Origin of the sequence: Blattabacterium cuenoti, assembly GCF_014251235.1 — a bacterium.
Classification (GTDB): domain Bacteria; phylum Bacteroidota; class Bacteroidia; order Flavobacteriales; family Blattabacteriaceae; genus Blattabacterium; species Blattabacterium cuenoti_AF.
Genome location: NZ_CP059181.1, coordinates 589,676 through 613,216, shown reverse-complemented (window position 1 = coordinate 613,216; position 23,541 = coordinate 589,676). Strand labels below are relative to the sequence as shown.

Sequence of the window (23,541 nt, the reverse complement as noted above, 5' to 3'; positions counted from 1 at the left end):
TATTTTTAAATTTAAAAATTGAATCAAAATTTTTTATCTTTTCATAAAGAAATTCAATATCTATTATATTCTTCAATTTACCAAGAATAGAAGTAGACAAAAAAAATCAAACGATAATAAAATTATTGAAAATAACTCATATTATACTATTATTTTTGTTTGTTTGTATGATGCGAAATTATTATGGAAAAATTAGAAAAATACAATAATATTCATCAATATTATGAATGGGTTTATGAAATTATTCATCTTTTAGATTTAAAAAAGTGGATTTGTATAACTTTTTACATTATATGTAAATTGATTTTATTCAGTATTCTATTAATTGTTTTAGAATGTATTTTTAATAAAGGTGTTCGTTTTATAGGAAAAAGAATAGTAAATTCTACTCATTTTATTTGGGATAATATTTTATATGAAAATAAAGTTTTTGATAGTTTAGCACATTTTTTTCCATTATCCATTGGTTTTATTCTTATTAAACCATTTTTTAAAAATTATCAAACAATCATCATTTATATAGAAAAAGTATTTGATATACTATTTGTTTTGATGATTTTACAATTTTTAATCAGAGTAGTTAATTCAATCATGAGGATTGCTACTAGTGAAAATAATCATCAAACCATAGCTGTTCGTTCTTTTTCTCAATTATTGAAAATAGTATCCATTATATTTTGTGTTTTAATTATTATAGCCATTTTAACAAGAAATGATCTTATCACCGTACTTACTAGTTTAGGTGCTATAACAGCAATAGTGATACTTATATTTAGAGATACAATATTAGGGTTTGTTTCTGGAGTACAAATGGCTTCTACTAAAATGATTAAAGTAGGAGATTGGATAGGTATACATAAATACAATATAGAAGGGACAGTTAGAGAAATAAACTTAACATCTGCTAAAATAGAAAATTTTGATAAAACAATAACGAGTGTTCCTACTTATGATTTAATATCTACAGCGGTCACAAATTTTGAAGTTATGCGAAAAAAAAATATACGAAGAATTAAAAGATCTATATTGTTTAATATTCAATCATTTCATTTTTGTAATGCAGCTAAATTAGAAGAATTCCAAAATTTCTATCTAATAAAGAATTATATTCATAGAAAAAAAAAAGAAATAGAAGATTTTAATAAAAAAAAAAATATTGATCTTAGTATGGATATAAACGGAAGAAGACTCACTAACATTGGTCTTTTTCGTCAGTATGCATTAGAATATTTACATCAACATCCAAGAATATCACAATCAGAGACTTTGATGGTTAGACATTTAGAACCAACACCTTATGGTCTTCCTATAGAATTATATTGTTTTACAAATACTTCCGTGTCTATTAAATATGAACGAATTCAAGCAAGTGTATTTGATCATTTGTTAACAGCTGCAAAAGAATTTAATTTAAAAGTTACACAAGTAACTACAAATGTTACTTATTAAATATGGTAAGATTAAGCGTTAATTTAAATAAAATAGCTACTTTAAGAAATTCTAGAGGAGGAAATATACCTGATCTTATACAAATAGCTATAGATTCACAAAAATTTGGGGCACAAGGTATTACTGTTCATCCACGTCCTGATGGAAGACATATTACGTATCAAGATGTTTATGACTTAAAATCTGTTATAAAAACGGAGTTAAATATTGAAGGACGACCGACTACTAAATTTATGAATTTAGTATTAGATATCTTACCTAAACAGGTAACATTAGTACCAGATTCTGATCATGTTAAAACTTCAAATTCTGGATGGGATACTTTTATATATCAAGATTTTTTGACAGAAAAAATTCAAAAATTGAAAAAGAAAGGAATTAGAACTTCTATTTTTTTAGAACCGGAACCAAAATTGGTTTCATTCGCTTCTAAAACAGGGACTGACAGGATAGAACTTTTTACCGGAAATTATGCTTTAGGATATATGAAAGGAAATAAAGAAATTATTTATTCTTATATTGCTACCGCAAAAAAGGCTATGGAATATAATTTATCAGTTAACGCTGGACATGATTTGAATTTGGAAAATTTATCTTTTTTAATTGAAAAAATACCTTTTTTGAAAGAAGTTTCTATAGGCCAATCTTTGATTAGTGATACTATTTATATGGGATTAGAGAATACTATTCAAACTTATTTAAAAAAAATTTATAAAGCTTATGAAAAATAAATAATGGTTTTATATTCTAAAATTATTGGAAAAGGATTCCCTATTTTAGTTTTTCATGGATTATTTGGAAATGGAGATAATTGGATTTCTTTTGCAAAAGAATTTTCTTCAAAATATCAAATACATTTATTAGATATAAGAAATCATGGAAATAGTTTCTATTCAAATAAAATGGATTATGATCTGATATCAAAAGATATATTAGTCTATCTTCATCATTATAAAATTGATAAACCAATTTTAATAGGTCATTCTATGGGAGGAAGAGCTGTCATGTATTTTTCTATGAATTATCCTTCTATTCCAAAAAAAATAATCATTTTAGATATAAGTCCTAAATCTTATCCATCTACTTATTATAAAAATGTTATTCAAGTATTAAAAAGTGTAGATTTCAATTGTATTCAAAAACGGATAGAACTTGAAGAATTCTTAAATCCGTTTATTCCAGATAAAGAAACTAGATCATTTTTTTCTAAATGTACTTATAGAAAAAAAAATGGAAAATTAGCTTTTCGTTTTTTTCTAGTTGGAATTGAAAATAATTATTCCTGTTTAATTAATAAAGAATTAAAAAATGGAATTTTTAATGGTCCTACTCTTTTTTTACGTGGTGAATATTCAAATTATCTTCTAATTGAAGATTTTTTTTTCATAAAAAAGTTGTTTACTAAAGCAAAAATCATTCTGATAAAAAAAGCAAAACATTGGATACATATAGATAATAAAATAGATTTTTACAAAGAAGTGAGAAATTTTCTAAATCAAGAAATATAATTATTAAATTTATATATAGTATAATGTAATAAAAAACTGTATTATGTTATTTGATTTTGACAAAATTTTAAATTTTTATTCTAATTTAAAATTGAGATTTAATAAAATCAGAAATAAAATAAGACGTCCTATGACATTTTCTGAAAAAATACTATATTCTCATTTATTAGAAGAAAAATTTATAGACTATAAATATAGTAGTAAAATTCATGTAAATGAATCTTATCTGAAATTTTTACCGGATCGTTTAGCTATGCAAGATGCTACAGCTCAAATGACAATACTCCAGTTTATGCTTACTGGAAAAAATAAAACAATTATTCCTACTACTATCCATTGCGATCATCTTATTAAAGCAAAGGAAGGAAAATTACTAGATTTAGAAAAATCTATCCAAGATAATAAAGAAATTTATAATTTTTTATTATCTGCATCTCATAAATACGGAATAGGTTTTTGGAAACCTGGATCAGGGATTATCCATCAAATTATTTTAGAAAATTATGCATTTCCTGGAGGAATGATGATAGGAACAGATTCTCATACTCCTAATGCTGGAGGTTTAGGAATGTTAGCGATAGGAGTAGGAGGATTAGAAGCAGTAGAAGTTATGTCTGGATATTATTTAGAGTTAAAAATTCCTAAAATTATCGGAGTTTTATTGAAAGGAAAGTTAAATGGATGGACCTCTCCTAAAGATATTATATTAAAGCTATCTGGAATTATGGGAGGAAAAGGAGCTAAAGGTTGCATTATCGAATATTTTGGTGAAGGAATAGAAAACCTTTCTTGTACAGGAAAAGCTACTATATGTAATATGGGCGCTGAAATTGGAGCAACATCTTCTTTATTTCCATATGATACAAAAATGAAAGAATTTCTAGAAGAAAGTGGAAGAAAAGAAATTTCGGAAGAAATATCAAATAATAAAATAAATAATTTTTTGAAAGCGGATATAGAGGTTTATCAAAAACCATGGATTTATTATGATAAATTAATAGAAATAAATCTTAATGTATTAGAACCGCATATTAATGGTCCTTTTACTCCTGATAGGAGTATACCTATTTCTCATATGAAAAAAGAAGCAGAAAAAAATAATTGGCCAATTAAAATAGAAGCAGGATTAATAGGTTCTTGCACAAACTCTTCTTATGAAGACCTATCAAAAGCTGCATCTATTATTCAACAAGCTAAAAAGAAAAAATTAAAGGTATCTTCTGAATATTTGATAACACCAGGATCCTATAGAGTTTATCATCTTATAGAAAAAGATGGTTTAATTTCACTCTTTAAAAGTATAGGAGCTAAAATATTTTCTAATGCTTGTGGTCCTTGTATTGGACAATGGATAAGAAAAGGGGATTACAAAAAAAATACGATTATTCATTCTTTTAATAGAAATTTTTCATCCCGTAATGATGGAAATCCGGAAACATATGCTTTTATAGCTTCACCAGAAATTGTTACTGCTTTGAGCATTTCTGGATATTTAACCTTTGATCCTAGAAAAGATCATTTAAAAAATGAAGAAGGAAAATATGTTAAATTAGAAGAACCAAAATTATATATAAAAAATCCTTCTTCGAAAAAAAATTTTAGTTTAAAAGAATTAGGATATGAAGAATCTATAGGAACAGGGATAAATGCCTCTTTAAAAATAGATCCTCATTCAAAACGTTTGCAAATGTTATCTTTATTTTCTCCTTGGGATAAAAAAGATTTATTGAACGTTAGATTACTGATTAAAGTAAAAGGAAAATGTACTACAGATCATATATCTATGGCGGGTCCATGGCTTCAATATAGAGGTCATATTGAAAACATTTCTGAAAATTTATTAATTGGAGCTATTAATTCATTTAATAATAAAATTAATCACATAAAAAATGTGTTAACCGGAAATTATGGAACTGTACCTAATGTTGCAAAATTTTATAAATACAAAAAAATACCAACTATAATTGTTGGAGAAGAAAATTATGGAGAAGGTTCTTCAAGAGAACATGCAGCTATGGAGCCTCGTTATTTAGGAGTTCGTATAGTTCTTGCTAAATCTTTTTCTAGAATTCATGAAGTTAATTTAAAAAAACAAGGAATTTTAGCTGTAAATTTTTTAAAAAATTCTGATTATCACAAGATTAAAGAAGATGATACTCTACATTTTTATATAAAAAATTTTTATCCTAAAAAAAATATTAACGTAGAATTAGTTCATAAAAATGGAAAAAAAGAAATTATTATTGTACAACATTCTTATAATTTAAGAGAAATAGAATGGTTTACTTATGGTTCTTCTTTAAATTTTATTAGAAAAAAAATCAATGAAAACTTTCAATAAATTGTTATTGAAAATAATTTTATTATATCAAATAGGTATATCTCCATGGATAGGAAAAAATTGTAGATATATACCTACATGTTCGGAATACACTATTCAATCTTTAAAAAAATATAATTTTTATAGAGCAAGTTTTATGATTATTAAAAGAATTTTAAGATGTCATCCTTTTGGAAAATCAGGATATGATCCTGTTTCATGATATATTATATATAATAAAATTATTCATTTATGTTATTCAATTATATTAATTGGGATCCAATTACTAAGTTTATTTTATGGAATAGGGTAACTATACATGTTTATAGTTTAATGTTTGTCATTTCTTTTTTAACGGGAAGGTCCATTATAAAATATATTTATAAAATAGAGAAAATTCATCCAAAATATATAGATTCTTTATTAATTCATACAGTTATAGGAACTGTTTTAGGTTCTAGATTAGGACAGGTTTTTTTTTATGATTTTTCATATTTTTCCAATCATTGGATAGAGGCTATATTTCCTGTTAAAGAAAACATTCATAGTTCGTTATTGGGTGGAATCATTAAAGGTTATAAATTTATTGGTTATAAAGGTCTATCTAGTCATGGGGCTACTATTGGAATAGCCTTCTCTAGTTTCCTTTATAGTAAAAATGTCCTGAAAAATAAATCATTTTTATGGATTTTTGATAGAATATGTATTATAGCAGCTTTGTCTGCTTCTTTTATACGAATAGGTAATTTTTTTAATTCTGAAATTGTAGGAAAACCATCTTCGTATCCTTGGGCCGTTAAATTTGTTCAAATGGATACAGACTATGGAGAGGTAGTCCCTAGACACCCTACTCAAATTTATGAATCTGTTAGCTATTTTTTCCTTTTTTTATTTTTATGGTTTTTTTATAATAAAAATAAAAAAAGGAATGAAGAAAAAGAAATTGTTGGATATATATCTGGAATTTTTTTTGTTTTTCTTTGGTCTATTCGTTTTTTATTAGAATTTATAAAAGAACCACAAGGAGATGAGATGATTCATTTATTTTCTTTAAATACTGGGCAATTATTAAGTATACCTTATATTATTTTTGGATTAATTCTTCTTTTTTTTTCAAAAAAAAGGGAATATTTTTTTCATGAAAAAGAATAAATTCTTATTAATTTTTACGATTTTTTTATTTTTACATTCTTCTCATAATAGAATAGAAGAAGAAGATCATCTATTTAATATAGGAGATAAATTGGAAATTGAATTTATAAAACATGGATGTTTGTATATAAAAAATACAAGTTATCTTCCTATCAAAAAAATAGAAATAGAATTAGCTAAAAGTCCTATAGAAAAAAAAAATGGACTTAGATATCGTTCGTCTATGAGAGAAAATAGAGGAATGTTATTTATTTTAGAAAACAAAGAAGAAATCAAAAAATTGGATATGAAAAATATGCGTATTCCTTTAGATATTGTTTATATTAATAATATGAATACTGTTATTTTTGTACATAAGTATGTCTCTCCTATGGAGGATAATATAGAATTAGTTCGTAGTAACGACCCTACTACTACGGTTAAATATGTATTAGAGATTAATGCTGGTATGTCAGAAAAGTGGGGTATAAAAGAAGGATTAACAAAAATTTTTTTCAAAAAAATATAAATATTATGGTTTTTATATCTGATCAAGCTAAAAATAAATTATTTTCTTTGATGAAAGAAGAAGGACTTTCTAAAAATAATTCTTTTGTTAGACTAGGAGTTAAAAAAGGAGGAGGATGTTCTAGTTTATCTTATGAACTTACTTTTGATCAAAAAAAAAAGAAAGAAGATAAACTGTTTCAACATGAAGAAATGAAAATATTAGTGGATGAGAATAGCTTTCCATATCTAGAAGGAACAACTTTAGAATATTCAGGTGGATTAAATGGAAAAGGGTTCTATTTTATAAATCCTAAGGCTAAACATACTTGTGGATGCGGAAAAAGTTTCTCATCATAATAAAATCATGAAAAAAAATAATAATAACAAGATATTAGAAGATTTTGTTCGTTCTGAATATAAATATGGATTTTATACAAAAATAGATTCTGATAAAATTCCAGAAGGGTTAAATGAAAGTGTTATCCGAAATATATCGGAAAAAAAAGAAGAACCAAAATGGATGTTAAATTGGAGATTAGAATCCTATTCTATTTGGAAAAAAATGAAAGAACCAGAATGGGCAAATATTAAATATGATAAACCTAATTATCAAAATATAAGTTATTATTCTGCTCCTAAAAAAAAAATAGATCTAAATAATTTAGATAAAGTAGATCAAGAATTATTAGAAACATTTAATAAATTAGGAATATCTATCAAAGAAAAAAAAAATTTTTCTAAAGTAGCAACAGATGTTGTATTAGACTCTGTATCTTTAATAACTACATTTCAAGAAAAATTGAAAAATAAAGGAATTTTATTCTGTTCAATTAATGAAGCCTTAAAAAAATATCCTGATATTGTAAAAAAATATTTAGGATCAGTAGTGTCTAAGAAAGACAATTTTTATGCAGCTTTAAACTCTGCCGTTTTTTCAGATGGTTCATTTTGTTATATACCAAAAGGTATTCGTTGTCCTATGGAATTATCTACCTATTTTCGTATTAACGAAAATAAAACAGGTCAATTTGAAAGAACTTTAATTATAGCCGATAAAGACTCTTTTGTCAGTTATTTAGAAGGATGTACAGCTCCTATGAGAATAGAGAATCAATTACATGCAGCAGTTGTAGAAATTATTGCTTTAGAAGGTTCTGAAATTAAATATTCAACGGTTCAAAATTGGTATCCAGGAGATAAAAATGGAGTTGGAGGAATTTTCAATTTTGTTACAAAACGTGGATTATGTGAAAAAAAAGCTAAAATATCTTGGATACAAGTAGAAACAGGATCTTCTATTACTTGGAAATATCCATCTTGTATTTTGAAAGGCGATTTTTCTATTGGAGAATTTTATTCATTAGCTCTTACGAGAAATTTACAGCAAGCAGACACTGGAACAAAGATGATTCATTTAGGAAAAGGGACTAAAAGTGTAATTATTTCGAAAGGAGTTTCTGCTGGAAAAGCTCAAAATAATTATAGAGGACTAGTGAAGATTACTGATAAAGCTATAAAATCTCGTAATTTTTCTCAATGTGATTCCTTGTTGATAGGAAATCAATGTGGAGCTCATACTTTTCCATATATTGATGTAAATAATTCTACATCTAAAGTAGAACATGAAGCCACTACTTCAAAAATTGGAAAAGATCAAATTTTTTATTGCAATCAAAGAGGAATAGATATTGAAAAAGCTATATCTCTTATTGTTCATGGTTTTAGTAATGAAATTTTGAAAAAATTACCAATGGAATTTGCAGTAGAAGCTCAAAAATTATTGGAAGTATCATTGGAAGGTTCTGTTGGATGATTATTTGATCAATAAAAAAAGTTTAAAAAAACTGAACTAGAAATGTTAAATATAGAAAATTTACATGTTTCTATTAAAGAAAAAAAAATTATTAAAGGGATTAATTTAAAAATTAATCCAGGAGAAATTCATGTGATCATGGGTCCTAATGGATCCGGAAAAAGTACATTAGCTTCTGTCATTGCAGGAAAAAAAGAATATCATATCACTGATGGAAATATTTTTTTTCAGGATAAAAATTTAATTAACATTTCTCCTGATAAACGTGCTCATTTGGGAATTTTTTTATCATTTCAAAATCCGGTAGAAATTCCTGGTATTTCTGTTATTAATTTTATAAAAACAGCTATTGATTCGTCTCGTAAAGCCAGAGGATTAGAAAAAATGTCTTCTAAAGAAATTCTTTTAAGAATGAAAAATAAAGCAGAACTCTTGAATATTGAAAAAGATTTCTTTTATCGTTCTTTAAATGAAGGTTTTTCAGGAGGTGAAAAAAAAAGAAATGAAATATTTCAAATGGCTATGTTTGATCCTTTATTATCTATTTTTGATGAAGTTGATTCAGGATTAGATATAGATTCTTTACGTATTGTAGCAAAAGCTATTAATACTTTAAAAAACGAAAAAAATTCTATGATCATTATTACTCATTATAAAAGATTATTAGATTATTTATATTCAGACTATATTTTACATATTTTATATGATGGTAAAATAGTTCAATCAGGAGATAAAAAATTATCTGATAAATTAGAAAAAAAAGGATACGAATGGATTAAAAATCAAGAAAATAATTTTTTGAATTAATTATTCCATGTTATTAAAAGATAGAATTATTACCTTTTTATCAAAATTTTATGATAAAAAAACTAAGAATAAATCCTCCTATATATCAGATTTAAAGTATAAATCTGTAGAAATTTTTAGAAAAAAAGGTTTTCCTTCTATTACGGATGAAGAATGGATCAATACAGATATTGATTCTATCCTAAATCAAGATTATTATATTCTTTCTAAAGAGGAAAAAGAAAATAGAGAAGAATCATTTCAAATAAAAAAGGGAATAGAAAAATTCATTTTTAATATGAAAAATTCTTTTCTTATTGTTTTTATTGATGGAAAATATCATTCTATTTTCAAAAATGAAAACGAAAAAAAAAATATGATAATATCTGATATTAATAAATCAAAGGAAGATGATGTTATTAAAAAATTTTATGGAAAATTATCTAATCCTGATGAAACTTTTAATATACTAAATACTATTTTATCAAATAATGGAGTTTATATATATATACCTAATAATCTATTTTTGAGAGAACCTATAGAAATATTGCATGTGTATACAGGTAAAATGTCAGGTATAATGTTAAACCCAAGGATCTTAATGATAGTAGGAGAATATTCTTCTATACAAATAATAGAACATCATAAATGTTTAAAAAAACATTTATTATTTAGCAATTATGTTAGTGAAATATATGCATTACCCAATAGTAAAATAGAATATTATAAAATTCAGGATAAAATAGAAGGAGTTTCACTTATTGAAAATACGTTTATCAAACAGAAAAAGAGAAGTAAATGTAAGGTTTACACTTTTTCTTTTCAAGGTAATTTTATTAGAAATAATCTTAATTTTTATTCTCATGGAGAAGAAACTGTTTCTTATTTGTATGGAATTTCTTTGTTATCAGGTAGACAACAATTGATAGATAATCATACATTCATAGAACACTCATTTTCAAATTCCAATAGTTTTCAATTGTACAAAAATATTTTGTGGAATCAATCTAAAGGAATTTTTAATGGAAAAATATTAATTAAAGAATTAACAAAGGAAATTAATGCTTTTCAAAAAAATAATAATATCATTTTTTCTGATGAAGCTTGTATGTATGCTAAACCACAATTAAAAATTTTTTCTGATCACGTTAAATGTTCACATGGTTGTACTATTGGTAGTTTTCATGAAAAAGATTTATTTTATTGTCAGTCTAGAGGTATTTCAGAAAAAGAAAGTAAAATTTTATTATTACTTTCCTTTTTAGAAGAGGTTTTAAAAACTATAAAAATTTTAAAATTAAGGAAGGAAGTTTATGAAAAAATGAAAAATAAATTAGGTATACACTTATAATTATGTTTTCACAAAAAACAATTCAAAAAATACGAAGTCAATTTCCAATTTTAGAAAAAAAAGTATATTCTTATCCTTTAGTTTATATAGATAATGCTGCTACAACTCAAAAACCTATACAGGTCATTCAATCTTCTGAATCCTATTATTCAACAATAAACGCTAACATACATAGAGGTTTGCATTTTCTCAGTCAAAAGGCTACTTACAATGTAGAAAATGTAAGAAAAAAAATTCAAAATTTTATTCAAGCTAAAAGCTCTTCGGAAATTATTTTTACAAAAGGAACAACTGAATCTATTAATTTAGTAGCTTCTAGTATTGAGATAAAAAAAGGAGATGAAATAATTATTTCATATTTAGAACATCATTCTAATATTGTTCCATGGCAAATTATTTGTGATAAAAAAGAAGCAAATTTAAAAATTATACCTATTAATAATGACGGTTTTTTACAATTAGATTATTTTGAATTTTTAATTTCAGAAAGAACAAAAATTGTATCTATTAGCCATATATCCAATGTTTTAGGTATTATTAATCCTGTTAAAAAAATTATTAGTAAATCTCATGAATATGGAGCTTTAGTTTTAATTGATGGAGCTCAAGTCCCTTCTAATTTAGAATTGAATGTTCAGGATTTAGATGTTGATTTTTACGCTTTTTCTGCACATAAAATGTATGGACCAACTGGTATTGGAGTTTTATATGGAAAAAAAGAAATATTAGAAAATATTGAACCTTATCAATCCGGAGGTGAAATGATTAAAAATGTAAGTTTTGAAAAAACCACGTACTCTAATTTACCTTTTAAGTTTGAAGCAGGAACTCCAAACATAGAAGGAATTATAGTTTGGGGAACCGCTATAGACTTTGTAGAAAAAATAGGAGTAAAAAATATCCAATTTTATAAAGAAGAATTATTAAAATATGCTATACAACGTTTAAGTTGTATTGATGGAATCAAATTATATGGAGGAAATGATTACAGAAAACGATCGGGCATAATATCTTTTAATTTAAGTAAATTGCATTGTTTTGATGTAGGGAGCATCTTAGATCGTTTAGGTATAGCTGTTCGTACAGGGCATTTATGTGCTCAGCCATTAATGAATTTTTTCCATGTAGAAGGAATGGTTCGTGTTAGTTTTTCTGTATATAATACTTTTAAAGAAATAGATTATTTGTTTAATAGTCTCTTAAAAGTAAAAAAAATATTACTATGATATACGCTATTGTTAATATTAAAGGAATACAATTTAAATTGATTGAAAATAAATACGTTTATGTTCCTAGGTTATCTACTACTTCTTCAAAAATAGGAGATAAAATATTTTTTGATCAAGTTTTTTTCTTTTATAAAAATGGATCCTATAAAATAGGATATCCAATATTGAAAAATATAAAAGTAGAAGTTGAAATTTTACAACATTTAAAAGGAGATAAAATCATTATTTTCAAAAAGAAAAGGAGAAAGGGATATAAAGTAAAAAAAGGTTTTAGACATTTTTTTACAAAAATTAAAGTAATTTCTTTTTTGGATAAATAAAATATCATTCAATATGGCTCATAAAAAAGGTTCAGGAAGTTCTAGAAATGGAAGAGATTCAAAAGGAAGAAGATTAGGTATAAAAATTTATGGATTTCAAGATGTGAAATCTGGAAATATTATAGTTCGTCAACGTGGAACAAAACATCATCCTGGTAAAAACGTCGGTATCGGGAAAGATCATACATTATATTCTATGAAAAATGGATTTGTTGTTTTTAAAAAAGGAAAGAAAAATAAATCTATAGTATCTGTTTTTGAAAAAAAAGATAAAATTAATAAAAAAAAGGCTGGGTAGTTCAATAGGATAGAGCAACAGTTTCCTAAACTGTAAGTTGTGGGTTCGAATCCCTCCCCGGTCATTTTAAAAAATGGTCCCAGCTGGATTTGAACCAGCGACGGCCTGATTATGAGTCAGGTGCTCTAACCTACTGAGCTATGGGACCGTAAATAATAAATACAATTTTACAACAATATTTTTCAGATTACAAATTTTTTAATGAAAATGATAGGAGAAGATTCTATTAAAAATAAGAAATTGTCTTCAATATTTTACATGGAAATAGCAGAAATACTTTTGAAGTATAATAGAAATAAAAATTTCTTAGTTACTTTAACAAAAGTAAGTGTTTCTAATACTTTAATAAAAGTATATATATCTATCTATCCTTTTATGGATAAAATTTTTTTTCAAAAAATTCGTTCTCAATCTTTTTCTTACAGAAAAGAACTTTCTAAAAGACTTAGATATAGAGTTAAAAAAATTCCAAAACTTTATTTTTTTTTGGAAAAAAACGATCAAAATTTAGGATAAAAACAAAGATAGAAAAGAAAAAATATGATGTTTTATTTTTGTTATGATATTATATTCTATTTATTATTTAGAATAAACTATATTATATAATGGTTTCTCCATCTAAATAATATGTTTTCAAAGCTTCAGATGCTTCTACATTATGGAATATTTCTTTAGCTTCTTCTTCAAATTCTTTAATATTTGGAAATCTATTGGAATAATGACCTAATAATAATTTTTTCACTTTTGAATTTTTAGCTATATATGCTGCTTGACTTGCAGTTGAATGTCCCGTTTTTATAGCTCTTTTTTCTTCTTTTTTTAAAAAAGTAGATTCATGATATAATAAATCTACATATTTTATTTTTTCCACAACAGAAAGATAATAAGAGGTATCCGAACAAAAAGCATAAGATAATATTTTTGGGGGATCAAATGTAAGTTGATTATTAGGTATTATTTTTCCAAATTTTGTTGTAAAATTTTTTCCTAGTTGTAAATTTCTATAATCTGATATTCCAATATCAGAAATTTTTTTTATTTCCTTCATATTCAATTTTCTATTGCAAGGTTTTTCCTTAAAAAGGAAGCCATTAGTATAGATTCTATGTTTTAATGGAATAGTATAAACTTCTATTTTTTCAGTTTCCATTATTTTTTCTAGTTTATCAGACGATAATTCTATGTAATAGATACAAAACTTTAATTTTGTATAGGACCATTTAAAATGAACATCAATAATTTCTTTTAAACCCTTTGGAGCATATATATTTACTGATTTTTCTCTTCCTAATAAATGAAAAGTAGAAAGTAATCCAATGAGTCCAAAAAAATGATCTCCATGTAAGTGAGAGATAAATATATTTACTATTTTATTAAATTTTATTTTTGCTTTTCTTAATTGAACTTGGGTTCCTTCACCACAGTCAATAAGAAAAAAGTATCCTTTCATCTCTAATATTTGAGCTGTAGGATGAAATTTTTCTGTAGGAATTGAAGAATGGCATCCTAAAATAGTTAAAGAAGATTTTTTCATTAGGTGATATTGATGATGATTGTTAAAGTTTTTTTTTTATTCTGTGAATAAATCTATTTTTTATTTCTTTTACTTTTAAAAAGAAATATCCCTCCTGTAGTCATTACCAATAAATTAATAATAAAAATTAGAAATAAATGGATATTTCTATTTTCAGAAAAATCTTCATAATTTATGAAAAAAAACATAGTTAATATAGCAAAAGTATTATTGAATATATGCAATAAAATACAATCTATTATAGAAGATGTAGTATAATAAATATAACCTATAAAACTACCGATGAAAAAACCTCCTACAAATTGCCAAGGATTCATATGGCTTAAACCAAATAAAAAAGAAGAAAATAAGATAGCTTTAATCGGATGTATTTTATTTTTTAGAAGTCCATTTAAAATAATACCTCTGAAAAGAACTTCTTCACATATTGGAGCTAATAATACAGTTGTAGAAAGAAATGGAATTGGATTTTTTGCTTCTTCTTTCAGAAAACTTTCTATTTCTTTGTACATATTTCCTAATAATGGACCTTCTTTTGGTACAAAAGAAATGATATAATCATTAAGAAAAATCATGCATATCATCATGGAAATAAGAAGAATATAAACATACCAAGGAGAAATCTTAAATGATAAATCTATAATTTTGTTTTTTTTTTGAGATAGATGAGATATGAAAATAAATAAAAAAAGAAAAGGAATAGTATATGATATAGAAAATATCATACTTTCAGGTAAATGAATATAAATTAATATTTTTTTAAAAATTGGATTGAAAAAATTTAATACAGTAAATGTTAAAATTAATAAAATAGATTCAGTATAACTTAATTTAAAATAATTCTTCATAATTAATAAAAATTCATTCTTCTTTTTTTTTTATTTATTGGAGATATGTTTTTTTTTCTAGAAAAAATCTTATTTAGGTTTAATGAAACAATACAGTTTTATCGTATTTTTATAAAAAGATAAGACAATTTTATCATTTTAAGAAAGTAGAATTATTCATAAAAAAAATTATGATTATGTTAAATTTAGATATTCCTTTTTTATTTAGTAAGTATGATGATTTTAAAGATAAGAGTATTTTTTCATACAAATTATTTAAACATTCTCATTTATTAAAAACGATAGAAAAATATAAAAATATGTGTATGATTTCTCACATAGGATCTTCTATTGAAGATAGAAAAATATTCAAAATTCAATGGGGAGATGGAGATTATAAGGTTTTTATTTGGTCTCAGATGCATGGAAATGAAACAACAGGAACAAAATCTATGTTTGATATTCTTCATTTTTTTGTAAAAAATGAAAATTATGATATAGTTAAATTTATAAGAAAAAAATTAACTATTTTATTTATTCCTATGTTAAATCCAGATGGTTCTGAAAAGTATCAAAGAAGAAATTCAGTTAATATTGATTTAAATAGAGATGCTATTCGTTTACAAACACCTGAAATTAAAGTATTAATTAGTGAAATTAATAAAATTAAACCTAATTTTTTATTCAATTTACACGATCAAAAAAGTGTTTATAATATTGGATATAAATGTTTTAATCCAGCAATTTTATCTTTTTTGTGTCCTAGCGTGAAAGGAGATCATGAAGTTTTTTCTGAGAGAAAAAAAGCTATGGGTTTGATTTCTTCTGTCGAAAAAAGCATGAAAGACATTCTTCCTTGTACAGGATCCATAGGAAGGTATTCTAGTGAATTTTATCCTACTGCTACCGGAGATTTTTTTCAAGAAAAAGGTTATCCTTGTGTTCTTATTGAGGCTGGTAATTATCCAAAAGATCCTCTAAAAAAATTAATTAGAAAATATAAAGCTTTATCTATTCTTATAGGATTATATAATCTTTCCTATCACGGAGAAGAAAATCTTGAAAAAAAATATTCTCATTATTTCACTATTCCTAAAAATAGAAAAAAATTATTAGATAAAATTTATAGAAAAATAAAAATAGAAAAAAAAAACTATAACTTTTTAGTTGATATAGGAATTATGATTCAGGAAAAGTTTAATCCTATTAAAAAAGATATTGATTTTTTATCTAAGATAGTTGATATAGGAGATTTATCTGATTTTTTTTCGTATGAAGATATATTTTGTCATGGAAAAAAATTTTATAGAGAAAAAGGAAATAATTATCCAGAAATTGGAGATATAGAATCATTTTATTTTGTATAATTTTATTTTTTATAATTATTAACTGTTAATTTTCTTCTTTTTTTTCTTCTTCTTCTGGATATGATTCTTCTTCCGTTTTTTGTGCTCATACGTTTTAGAAAACCATGGACATTTATTTTTTTTCTGTTAGAAGGTTGATAAGTTCTTTTCATTTTCTTTTAGTTTTCATGAAAAAAAAATTTTTTACCGAAAAAACATCTATTCTTTCTTCAACTATAAAAATTATTTTTTTGTCTTTTTCTTTTACTTCAATAAAATACAATATAGGATATTGTTTTGTTTTTGATAAATTTTTTTTGAAGAAAATTTTTCCTGTTAAAATCTTTGATTTTATTAAAATGGGATCAAAAAATATATAATTTTTTTTAGAATACTTTATTTCTGATATAAGTTTTTTCATCTTTATATTATGTGGTAATCTATTTGAGATAGTATTATGGTATGATACGATAAAACAACCTATGATAAAACCTGAAAAAAAAAAAGTTAAACGTTTAAAAAAATTCATAAATAAAAAAAAAGACTTTATGTTGAATAAAAATTATTTATCAGTAAAAATATAGTAAGAATTATATTCTGGACAAAAATATAGAATTTGTGAAAAAAATAAATAAAAATAGAAGAAAAAAAGATATACCTAAATTTGATTTAAAAAGAAAACCTATTTTCGATATTCAGGATATTATGAATATTTTACCTCACAAACCTCCATTTCTTTTAGTAGATAAAATTATAGAATTAACAGATAATTATATTGTAGGAGTAAAAAATGTAACTATGAATGAACCTTTTTTTATGGGGCATTTTCCTAATGAACCCATTATGCCTGGAGTATTACAAATAGAAGCAATTGCACAAGTTGGTGGAGTATTAGTTTTAAATAAAATGAAAAATCCAAAATATTATTCTACATATTTTTTGAAAATAGACAAAGTTAAGTTTAAAAAAAAAGTAATTCCTGGAGATTTATTAGTTTTTCAAGTAGATTTGTTAGAATCTATAAGAAGAGGAATAGTTCATATGGAAGGTAAAGGTTATGTAAACGATGAATTAGTTGTTGAAGCAGAAGTTTTTGCAAAAGTAGTAAACATTAAAAATCAAAAGGAAAATATATAAAAAAAAAATAGAGACAACTCTATAGATTATAGAATATGTTAAAAATTAATAATACATAAAAAAATAAATAAGAAGATAAGAAAACAATCATGAGCATTTTGATAAATAAAGAAACGAGAGTTATTGTACAAGGTTTGACTGGGAAAGAAGGTTTATTTCATACGGAGCAAATGATCCTTTACGGTACAAGTATAGTCGGAGGTGTAACTCCAGGAAAAGGAGGGAAAACATATTTAGGAATTCCTATTTTTAATACTATGTATGAAGCAGTAAATCATACTGGAGGTGAGACTAGTATAATTTTTGTTCCTTCTTCATTTGCTTCAGATGCTATTTTAGAATCTATTAGCATGAATATGAAAGTTATTGTTTGTATTACTGAAGGTATACCAGTTTCAGACATGATTAGGGTTAAGAATTTTCTAAAAGGAAAAAGATCTCTATTGATTGGACCTAATTGTCCCGGAGTTATTTCTTCAGAAGAATCAAAAGTAGGAATATTGCCAAATATAGTTTTTAGTAAAAAAGGAGAAATAGGTATAATTTCTAGATCTGGAACTTTAACTTATGAAGCTGCATATCAAATAATTAGACAAGGTTTTGGGATTTCTACTGCTATTGGAATAGGAGGAGATTCTATTATAGGAATGAATATTGTTGATTTATTAAATTTATTCTCAAATGATTTGAAAACAAAATGTGTTGTTTTAATTGGAGAAATAGGAGGAAGATTGGAAATAGATGCGGCAGAATGGATTAAAAAATCAGGATTCAGAAAACCTATTGTAGGTTTTATTGCTGGAAAAACTGCACCTAAAGGACGTACAATGGGACATGCAGGGGCTATCATAGGGAATAAATTAGAAACAGCACAAGTAAAAATGGAAATCATGAAAGAAAATGGAATCCATATTGTTTCTTCTCCAGCAAATATAGGAATGAAAATAAAAGAAGTTCTTCAAAAGAATCAATAGAATGGAAAAATTTCTAATAACTGGATTAGGAAATCCAGGTTTTTTGTATAAAAATACGAGACATAATTTAGGTTTCTTAATTTTGGATAAAATATCTGAAAAGTACTTTATTTCTTTTTCTATAAAAAAATTAGGATCTATATCAGAATTGATATTTAAAAATAAAAAAATTTTTTTTTTAAAACCATCAACTTATGTAAATGAAAGTGGTTTATCTGTAAAATATTGGATGGATAAAAAAAAATTTTTTTTAGAAAATATTCTTATCATATCTGATGATATTTATCTTAATTTTGGAAATATTAGATTAAAAGGAAAAGGAGGAAATGGAGGGCATAATGGATTAAAAAGTATTGAAAAAGAATTAGGAACATCTCATTATGCTCGTATACGTTTTGGAATTAGTCATTATAATAAAAGTAATTGTGATCCTAATAAGAAAATAAATTATGTATTAGGAAATTGGAAAAAAGAAGAATTAAAAATTCTATTTAATAAAGTTGATTTAAGTATAGATATCATATTTTCATTCGTTTCTAGTGGATTAGAAAAAACTATGAATTTTTTTAATAAAAAAAATTATTAGATATTTTTAAGTTATTTAAGACCTTGTAGTTTAATAGGAAAGAATATAGGACTCCGATTCCTATGGAATGGGTTCAAATCCCATCAAGGTCATTGAAAGAAAAAAAAATTATACAAATATGATTAATCGTATTCGTAATTTTTGCATTATAGCACATATAGATCATGGAAAAAGTACTTTAGCAGATCGTTTATTGGAAGTAACCAAAACGGTTATGAAAAGGAGTAGTGATAAAAAAAACCAATTACTACTGGATGATATGGAATTAGAAAAAGAAAGAGGTATAACCATAAAGAGTCATGCTGTTCAAATGGAATATCAATATAAAAATAAAGTATATACTCTAAATCTCATTGATACGCCAGGACATGTAGATTTTTCTTATGAAGTGTCTCGTTCTATTTCAGCTTGCGAAGGAGCTTTGTTAGTGGTTGACTGTACCAAAAGCGTTCAGTCTCAAACAATATCTCATCTTTATTTAGCATTGAAAAAAAATCTTGTTATTGTTCCTATTTTAAATAAAATAGACATATACCATTCAGATGATGTTATAGAAGAAATGACTAGGTTAGTCAAATGTAAATCAGAAGATATTATATCTGTGAGTGCAAAAACAGGATTTGGGATAAAAAATATTTTGGATAAAATAGTTACATGTATTCCACCACCAAAAGGAAATCCTAATGCTCCTCTTCAAGCAATAATTTTTGATTCTATCTATGATGCATTTATTGGAGTCGTTGTTTTTTTTAGAATAAAAAATGGGTGTTTGCAAAAAGGACAAAAATTACGTTTTATGTCTACAGGAAAAGTTTATTATGCTTATGAAACAGGAATTCTGCAATTAAAACGGATCCCTAAAAATAAAATAGAGACAGGAGAGGTAGGATATGTTGTGTCTAGAATAAAGAATACTCATGAAGTAATAGTAGGAGATACAATAACTGATGATAAATCTCCAGCATTAAAATCGATAAATGGTTTTGAAAAAGTTAAACCTATGGTTTTTTCTAGTGTTTATCCAGCAGATCCTGATAAATATGAAGAGTTGCGTACTTCTATAGAAAAATTAAAATTAAATGATTCTTCTATTACTTTTTTTCCAGAAGTATCACCAGCTTTGGGTTTTGGATTTCATTGTGGTTTTTTAGGTTTACTTCATATGGAAATAGTCAAAGATCGTCTTGAACGTGAATATGGAATTTTCGTAATTATTACTATCCCTAGTGTATCTTATAGAGTTTTTATGAAAAAAAAATTAACCTCTATGATTATAGTGAACAATCCATCAGATTTTCCAGAAGAAGAAAAAATAATAAAAATAGAAGAACCTTATGTTCTGATATCTATACTTACCAAAAAAATTTTTTTAGGAAAAATTATATCTCTATGCATTGGAAAAAGAGGATTTATGATGGAAAATCAAGAATATTTAACTTCCGATAGGATAAAAATTTCGTTTGAAATTCCTTTTTCTGAAATAATATTCGATTTTTATGATCAATTAAAAACAATATCTAAAGGATACGCATCTTTTGATTATTCGTTTTTAGGTTACAGAAGTTCCGATTTAAAAAAAATAACTGTATTGATTAATCATCAAAAAATAGAACCTTTGTCTCTTTTAGTTCACAAAAGTAAAGCTTTTTTCATGGCAAAAAAGATATGCACAGAGTTATCATTATTAATTCCTAAACATCAGTTTATTATACCTATTCAGGTTTCTGTATCTGGAAGAATTATAGCAAGAGAAACGATAAAATCTTTAAGAAAAAATGTTATAGAAAAATGTTATGGAGGAGATATTTCTAGAAAACAAAAACTTTTGAAAAAACAAAAAAAGGGTAAAAAAAAGATGCGTCAGATAGGAAAAGTAGAAATACCTTCATCTGCTTTTATGAATTTATTAAAAATAAAAAATTTTTAAAATTTATTAATTATGTCCGTTATTAAAATAGGAATAAATGGTCTTGGAAGAATAGGAAAATTAGTTTTAATGTCTGCATTAAATAGAGAAAATATTACAGTTGTATCTGTAAATGATTTAGTTAAAATAGAATATTTAGCATATATACTAAAATATGATTCTGTTCATGGACGTTTTCAAGGTGAAATATCCATAATAAATGATCATTATTTAATGATTAATGGAAAAAAAATAAAGGTAACCAATGAAAAATATCCTGAAAAATTAGGATGGAAAGATTTAAATGTTCACTATGTAGTAGAGTCTACTGGCCTTTTTTTAACAAAAGATCTAGCAAAGATTCATTTACAATCAGGAGCTAAAAAAGTTATTATATCAGCTCCTCCAAAAGACCAAAGTATACCAATGTATGTAATGGGAGTGAATAATCAATTTATAAAAGATGATCAAAGAATAGTATCTAATGCTTCTTGTACTACAAATTGTATAACTCCAATAGTCAAAGTATTGAATGATAATTTTGTAATTACAAAAGGCTTGATGACTACAATTCACGCTTCTACTTCAACCCAAAAAGTAGTAGATTCCGTATCTAATAGAGATTGGAGAGCAGGAAGATCATCTTTAAACAATATTATTCCTGCATCAACAGGTGCAGCTGATGCAGTTGGAAAAATAATTCCTAGCTTAAACGGAAAGCTAACTGGTATGGCTTTTAGAGTTCCTATATCCAATGTTTCTGTATTGGATCTTACTTTATGTTTAAAAAATAATACAACTTATGACCAGATTAAGTTTTGTATGAAAAAAGCATCTAATACTTCACTAAAGGGGATTTTAGGATACACAGAAGAATCTGTAGTTTCGTCGGATTTTATAGGTGATAAAAGAATTTCTATTTTTGATGCTAATGCTAGTATTATGTTAAGTCCAAATTTTATAAAAGTAGTCTCCTGGTATGATAATGAAGTTGGTTATTCTACTAAGTTAGTAGATCTTATAGATTATATGTCTTCTATTTTTTAGATATTAAATAATTAATAACGTTTATGGAATTTTTCTTAAAAAAATGAATTTTTTTTGAGTTTTATCTATTTGAAAAAATAGGTTTTGTATTCCATTACTTATCATTAAGTAAGGAGATTTTATTATTTTATTATATCTAGAAATTTGATCAAAAGTTTTTTGTGTTATTTCTATATTTGGGGCTTTACATTCAATAATGATATATGGTTTATTCTTCTGTAAAGAAACAAGAATATCCAATCTTTTATTAAGATTATGAATTCGAAAAGGAACTTCCACTTTAAAGTTAAAATTTTTATAATTTTTCATTTTTTTTAATAAAAAAATTATATATTGTCTAGTAGCTTCTTCTTTTGTAAAAGAGAAAAATTTCCTTCTAATCATGCAAAATATATAAGTTTTATTTTTAATTTTCTTTAAACATAAATGCTTTACGAAAAAATTATAAATGGATATATCCGAAATCATTTTCCTAATCTAAAAAATTAGGAAATAATTACAAAATTTTTAGAAAAAAAATTTCATATTATATAATGGAAAATTGTGTTATTATAGGATCTGGTCCCGCAGGATATACAGCTGCTATATATGCAGCACGTGCAGATATAAAACCTGTCCTCTTTACAGGAAATATACCTGGTGGACAATTAACTACTACAACTAATGTAGATAATTATCCTGGATTTCCTGAGGGAATTAGTGGAAATAAACTTGTGAATAGAATAAAAAAACAAGCAATTCGTTTTAATACTAAAATTATTGATAAAACTATAACTGAAGTACGCTTATCTAATCAAAGGGGAGGAATTCATCGTATTATTGTGGATAAAAAAAACATAATAGAAAGTAAGGGTGTTATTATAGCTACAGGTTCTAGTCCTAAATTTTTAGGAATAGATGGAGAAAATAAATTAATTGGATTAGGAATTTCTTTTTGTGCTACTTGTGATGGATTTTTTCATAAAGGAAAAGATGTAGCCATAGTAGGAGGAGGAGATACAGCATTAGAAGAAGCTAGTTTTTTATCAAAAATCTGTAGAAAAGTCTATTTAGTGATTAGGAAAAAAAGTTTCAAAGCTTCTAAAATTCTTCAGAATAGAATTTTGAAGAAAAAAAATATAATTATATTTTTTTGTTCTCAAATAACAAAAATTATTGGAAATAATTTTTTAGAAGGAATTCAAATATTACAAAATAAAACTAATAAAATATTTTCAATAAGCGGATTATTTATTGCTATAGGACATAATCCGAATACAGAATTATTTAAAAATCAATTAAAATTGGATGAAAAAGGATATATTCTTGTCAAAAATGGAAGTACAGCTACTAATAAACCAGGAGTTTTTTCAGCTGGAGATGTACAAGATTCTGTATATCGTCAAGCCATAACTTCTGCAGGAACAGGTTGTATGGCCGCTATAGATTTAGAAAAATATTTATTTTTTCTTTCATAAGGAAATGAAATA

Annotated in this window: 26 protein-coding genes, 3 tRNA genes and 1 pseudogene; 24 read left to right on the top strand and 6 right to left on the bottom strand. The window is 24.9% G+C overall.

Features of this window, described 5'->3' with window-relative positions:
• Positions 1-183: 183 nt before the first annotated feature.
• The 15 genes from H0H78_RS02990 (at position 184) to H0H78_RS02920 (ending at position 12,779) form a co-directional block, all read left to right on the top strand.
• Positions 184-1,449 (top strand): mechanosensitive ion channel family protein, encoded by a 1,266-nt coding sequence (locus H0H78_RS02990; protein WP_185850995.1) that lies wholly within the window; start codon positions 184-186, stop codon positions 1,447-1,449.
• Positions 1,450-1,451: 2 nt separating this feature from the next.
• Positions 1,452-2,180 (top strand): pyridoxine 5'-phosphate synthase, encoded by a 729-nt coding sequence (locus H0H78_RS02985; protein ID WP_185850994.1) that lies wholly within the window; start codon positions 1,452-1,454, stop codon positions 2,178-2,180.
• Positions 2,181-2,183: 3 nt separating this feature from the next.
• On the top strand, positions 2,184-2,957 hold the full coding sequence (locus tag H0H78_RS02980) for an alpha/beta fold hydrolase (RefSeq protein ID WP_185850993.1): 774 nt from the start codon (positions 2,184-2,186) through the stop codon (positions 2,955-2,957).
• Between the two features lie 43 nt (positions 2,958-3,000).
• Positions 3,001-5,298, top strand: coding sequence for an aconitate hydratase (locus H0H78_RS02975; RefSeq protein WP_185850992.1), 2,298 nt, complete (start codon positions 3,001-3,003; stop codon positions 5,296-5,298).
• Positions 5,282-5,500 (top strand): membrane protein insertion efficiency factor YidD, encoded by a 219-nt coding sequence (gene yidD / locus H0H78_RS02970; RefSeq protein WP_185850991.1) that lies wholly within the window; start codon positions 5,282-5,284, stop codon positions 5,498-5,500. Before H0H78_RS02975 ends, yidD begins: the two co-directional genes overlap by 17 nt.
• 29 nt (positions 5,501-5,529) lie before the next feature.
• A complete protein-coding gene (gene lgt / locus H0H78_RS02965) occupies positions 5,530-6,429 on the top strand; it encodes a prolipoprotein diacylglyceryl transferase (RefSeq protein WP_185850990.1) in 900 nt (299 codons plus the stop codon).
• A complete protein-coding gene (locus tag H0H78_RS02960; protein ID WP_185850989.1) occupies positions 6,416-6,937 on the top strand; it encodes a DUF192 domain-containing protein in 522 nt (173 codons plus the stop codon). Before lgt ends, H0H78_RS02960 begins: the two co-directional genes overlap by 14 nt.
• Positions 6,938-6,942: 5 nt before the next feature.
• Positions 6,943-7,275, top strand: coding sequence for a HesB/IscA family protein (locus tag H0H78_RS02955; RefSeq protein WP_185850988.1), 333 nt, complete (start codon positions 6,943-6,945; stop codon positions 7,273-7,275).
• Positions 7,276-7,282: 7 nt separating this feature from the next.
• Positions 7,283-8,731, top strand: a complete 1,449-nt coding sequence (gene sufB, locus H0H78_RS02950; protein WP_185850987.1) for a Fe-S cluster assembly protein SufB — start codon at positions 7,283-7,285, stop codon at positions 8,729-8,731.
• Between the two features lie 42 nt (positions 8,732-8,773).
• Positions 8,774-9,538: a Fe-S cluster assembly ATPase SufC gene (sufC, locus tag H0H78_RS02945; protein WP_185850986.1), complete on the top strand. Its 765-nt coding sequence runs from the start codon at positions 8,774-8,776 to the stop codon at positions 9,536-9,538.
• A gap of 7 nt (positions 9,539-9,545) precedes the next feature.
• Complete coding sequence (locus tag H0H78_RS02940) at positions 9,546-10,868, top strand: SufB/SufD family protein (RefSeq protein ID WP_185850985.1); 1,323 nt, start codon at positions 9,546-9,548, stop codon at positions 10,866-10,868.
• A gap of 2 nt (positions 10,869-10,870) precedes the next feature.
• Positions 10,871-12,094, top strand: coding sequence for an aminotransferase class V-fold PLP-dependent enzyme (locus H0H78_RS02935; RefSeq protein ID WP_185850984.1), 1,224 nt, complete (start codon positions 10,871-10,873; stop codon positions 12,092-12,094).
• On the top strand, positions 12,091-12,417 hold the full coding sequence (gene rplU / locus H0H78_RS02930) for a 50S ribosomal protein L21 (protein ID WP_185850983.1): 327 nt from the start codon (positions 12,091-12,093) through the stop codon (positions 12,415-12,417). The genes H0H78_RS02935 and rplU overlap by 4 nt, the downstream gene beginning before the upstream one ends.
• A gap of 13 nt (positions 12,418-12,430) precedes the next feature.
• On the top strand, positions 12,431-12,715 hold the full coding sequence (gene rpmA, locus H0H78_RS02925; RefSeq protein WP_185850982.1) for a 50S ribosomal protein L27: 285 nt from the start codon (positions 12,431-12,433) through the stop codon (positions 12,713-12,715).
• A tRNA-Arg gene (locus H0H78_RS02920) sits at positions 12,706-12,779 on the top strand. The genes rpmA and H0H78_RS02920 overlap by 10 nt, the downstream gene beginning before the upstream one ends.
• Positions 12,780-12,789: 10 nt before the next feature.
• Here H0H78_RS02920 and H0H78_RS02915 read toward each other — a convergent pair.
• Positions 12,790-12,863: transfer RNA gene (locus H0H78_RS02915), tRNA-Ile, on the bottom strand.
• A gap of 53 nt (positions 12,864-12,916) precedes the next feature.
• On the opposite strand from H0H78_RS02915, the gene H0H78_RS02910 reads away from it, so the two are divergent.
• Positions 12,917-13,231: a ribosome-binding factor A gene (locus H0H78_RS02910; RefSeq protein WP_238783753.1), complete on the top strand. Its 315-nt coding sequence runs from the start codon at positions 12,917-12,919 to the stop codon at positions 13,229-13,231.
• 82 nt (positions 13,232-13,313) lie between these two features.
• On the opposite strand, the gene H0H78_RS02905 is transcribed toward H0H78_RS02910, so the two are convergent.
• Positions 13,314-14,249: a ribonuclease Z gene (locus H0H78_RS02905; protein WP_185850981.1), complete on the bottom strand. Its 936-nt coding sequence runs from the start codon at positions 14,247-14,249 to the stop codon at positions 13,314-13,316.
• Between the two features lie 53 nt (positions 14,250-14,302).
• Complete coding sequence (locus H0H78_RS02900; protein ID WP_185850980.1) at positions 14,303-15,097, bottom strand: CPBP family intramembrane glutamic endopeptidase; 795 nt, start codon at positions 15,095-15,097, stop codon at positions 14,303-14,305.
• A gap of 176 nt (positions 15,098-15,273) precedes the next feature.
• Between H0H78_RS02900 and H0H78_RS02895 the strand changes: the two genes are divergently transcribed.
• Entirely contained in the window at positions 15,274-16,443 is a 1,170-nt protein-coding gene (locus H0H78_RS02895; RefSeq protein WP_238783752.1) for a M14 family zinc carboxypeptidase, read from the top strand.
• A gap of 2 nt (positions 16,444-16,445) precedes the next feature.
• Here the strand turns inward: H0H78_RS02895 and rpmH are convergent, their stop codons facing one another.
• A complete protein-coding gene (gene rpmH, locus H0H78_RS02890) occupies positions 16,446-16,595 on the bottom strand; it encodes a 50S ribosomal protein L34 (protein ID WP_185850978.1) in 150 nt (49 codons plus the stop codon).
• Positions 16,592-16,951, bottom strand: a complete 360-nt coding sequence (locus H0H78_RS02885; protein ID WP_185850977.1) for a hypothetical protein — start codon at positions 16,949-16,951, stop codon at positions 16,592-16,594. Before H0H78_RS02885 ends, rpmH begins: the two co-directional genes overlap by 4 nt.
• Positions 16,952-17,028: 77 nt before the next feature.
• On the opposite strand from H0H78_RS02885, the pseudogene fabZ reads away from it, so the two are divergent.
• The 6 genes and pseudogenes from fabZ to gap form a co-directional block, all read left to right on the top strand.
• Positions 17,029-17,559: pseudogene (fabZ, locus tag H0H78_RS02880) on the top strand (3-hydroxyacyl-ACP dehydratase FabZ); the annotation flags it as partial.
• An 89-nt stretch (positions 17,560-17,648) separates the two neighbouring features.
• On the top strand, positions 17,649-18,533 hold the full coding sequence (gene sucD / locus H0H78_RS02875) for a succinate--CoA ligase subunit alpha (protein WP_185850976.1): 885 nt from the start codon (positions 17,649-17,651) through the stop codon (positions 18,531-18,533).
• Between the two features lies 1 nt (position 18,534).
• A complete protein-coding gene (gene pth / locus H0H78_RS02870; RefSeq protein ID WP_185850975.1) occupies positions 18,535-19,119 on the top strand; it encodes an aminoacyl-tRNA hydrolase in 585 nt (194 codons plus the stop codon).
• 19 nt (positions 19,120-19,138) lie between these two features.
• Positions 19,139-19,211 (top strand) — tRNA-Arg (locus H0H78_RS02865).
• A 29-nt stretch (positions 19,212-19,240) separates the two neighbouring features.
• Positions 19,241-21,046 (top strand): translation elongation factor 4, encoded by a 1,806-nt coding sequence (gene lepA, locus H0H78_RS02860; RefSeq protein WP_185851289.1) that lies wholly within the window; start codon positions 19,241-19,243, stop codon positions 21,044-21,046.
• A 12-nt stretch (positions 21,047-21,058) separates the two neighbouring features.
• The gene (gene gap, locus H0H78_RS02855; RefSeq protein ID WP_185850974.1) at positions 21,059-22,072 is read left to right on the top strand and encodes a type I glyceraldehyde-3-phosphate dehydrogenase; all 1,014 of its coding nucleotides are present in this window, start codon (positions 21,059-21,061) and stop codon (positions 22,070-22,072) included.
• 21 nt (positions 22,073-22,093) lie between these two features.
• On the opposite strand, the gene H0H78_RS02850 is transcribed toward gap, so the two are convergent.
• Positions 22,094-22,456, bottom strand: coding sequence for a type I restriction enzyme HsdR N-terminal domain-containing protein (locus tag H0H78_RS02850; protein ID WP_317167992.1), 363 nt, complete (start codon positions 22,454-22,456; stop codon positions 22,094-22,096).
• Between the two features lie 149 nt (positions 22,457-22,605).
• Between H0H78_RS02850 and trxB the strand changes: the two genes are divergently transcribed.
• Positions 22,606-23,529 carry a thioredoxin-disulfide reductase gene (gene trxB / locus H0H78_RS02845; protein ID WP_185850973.1) on the top strand — a complete coding sequence of 308 codons (924 nt, stop codon included), beginning with the start codon at positions 22,606-22,608 and terminating at the stop codon, positions 23,527-23,529.
• Positions 23,530-23,541 lie beyond the last annotated feature (12 nt).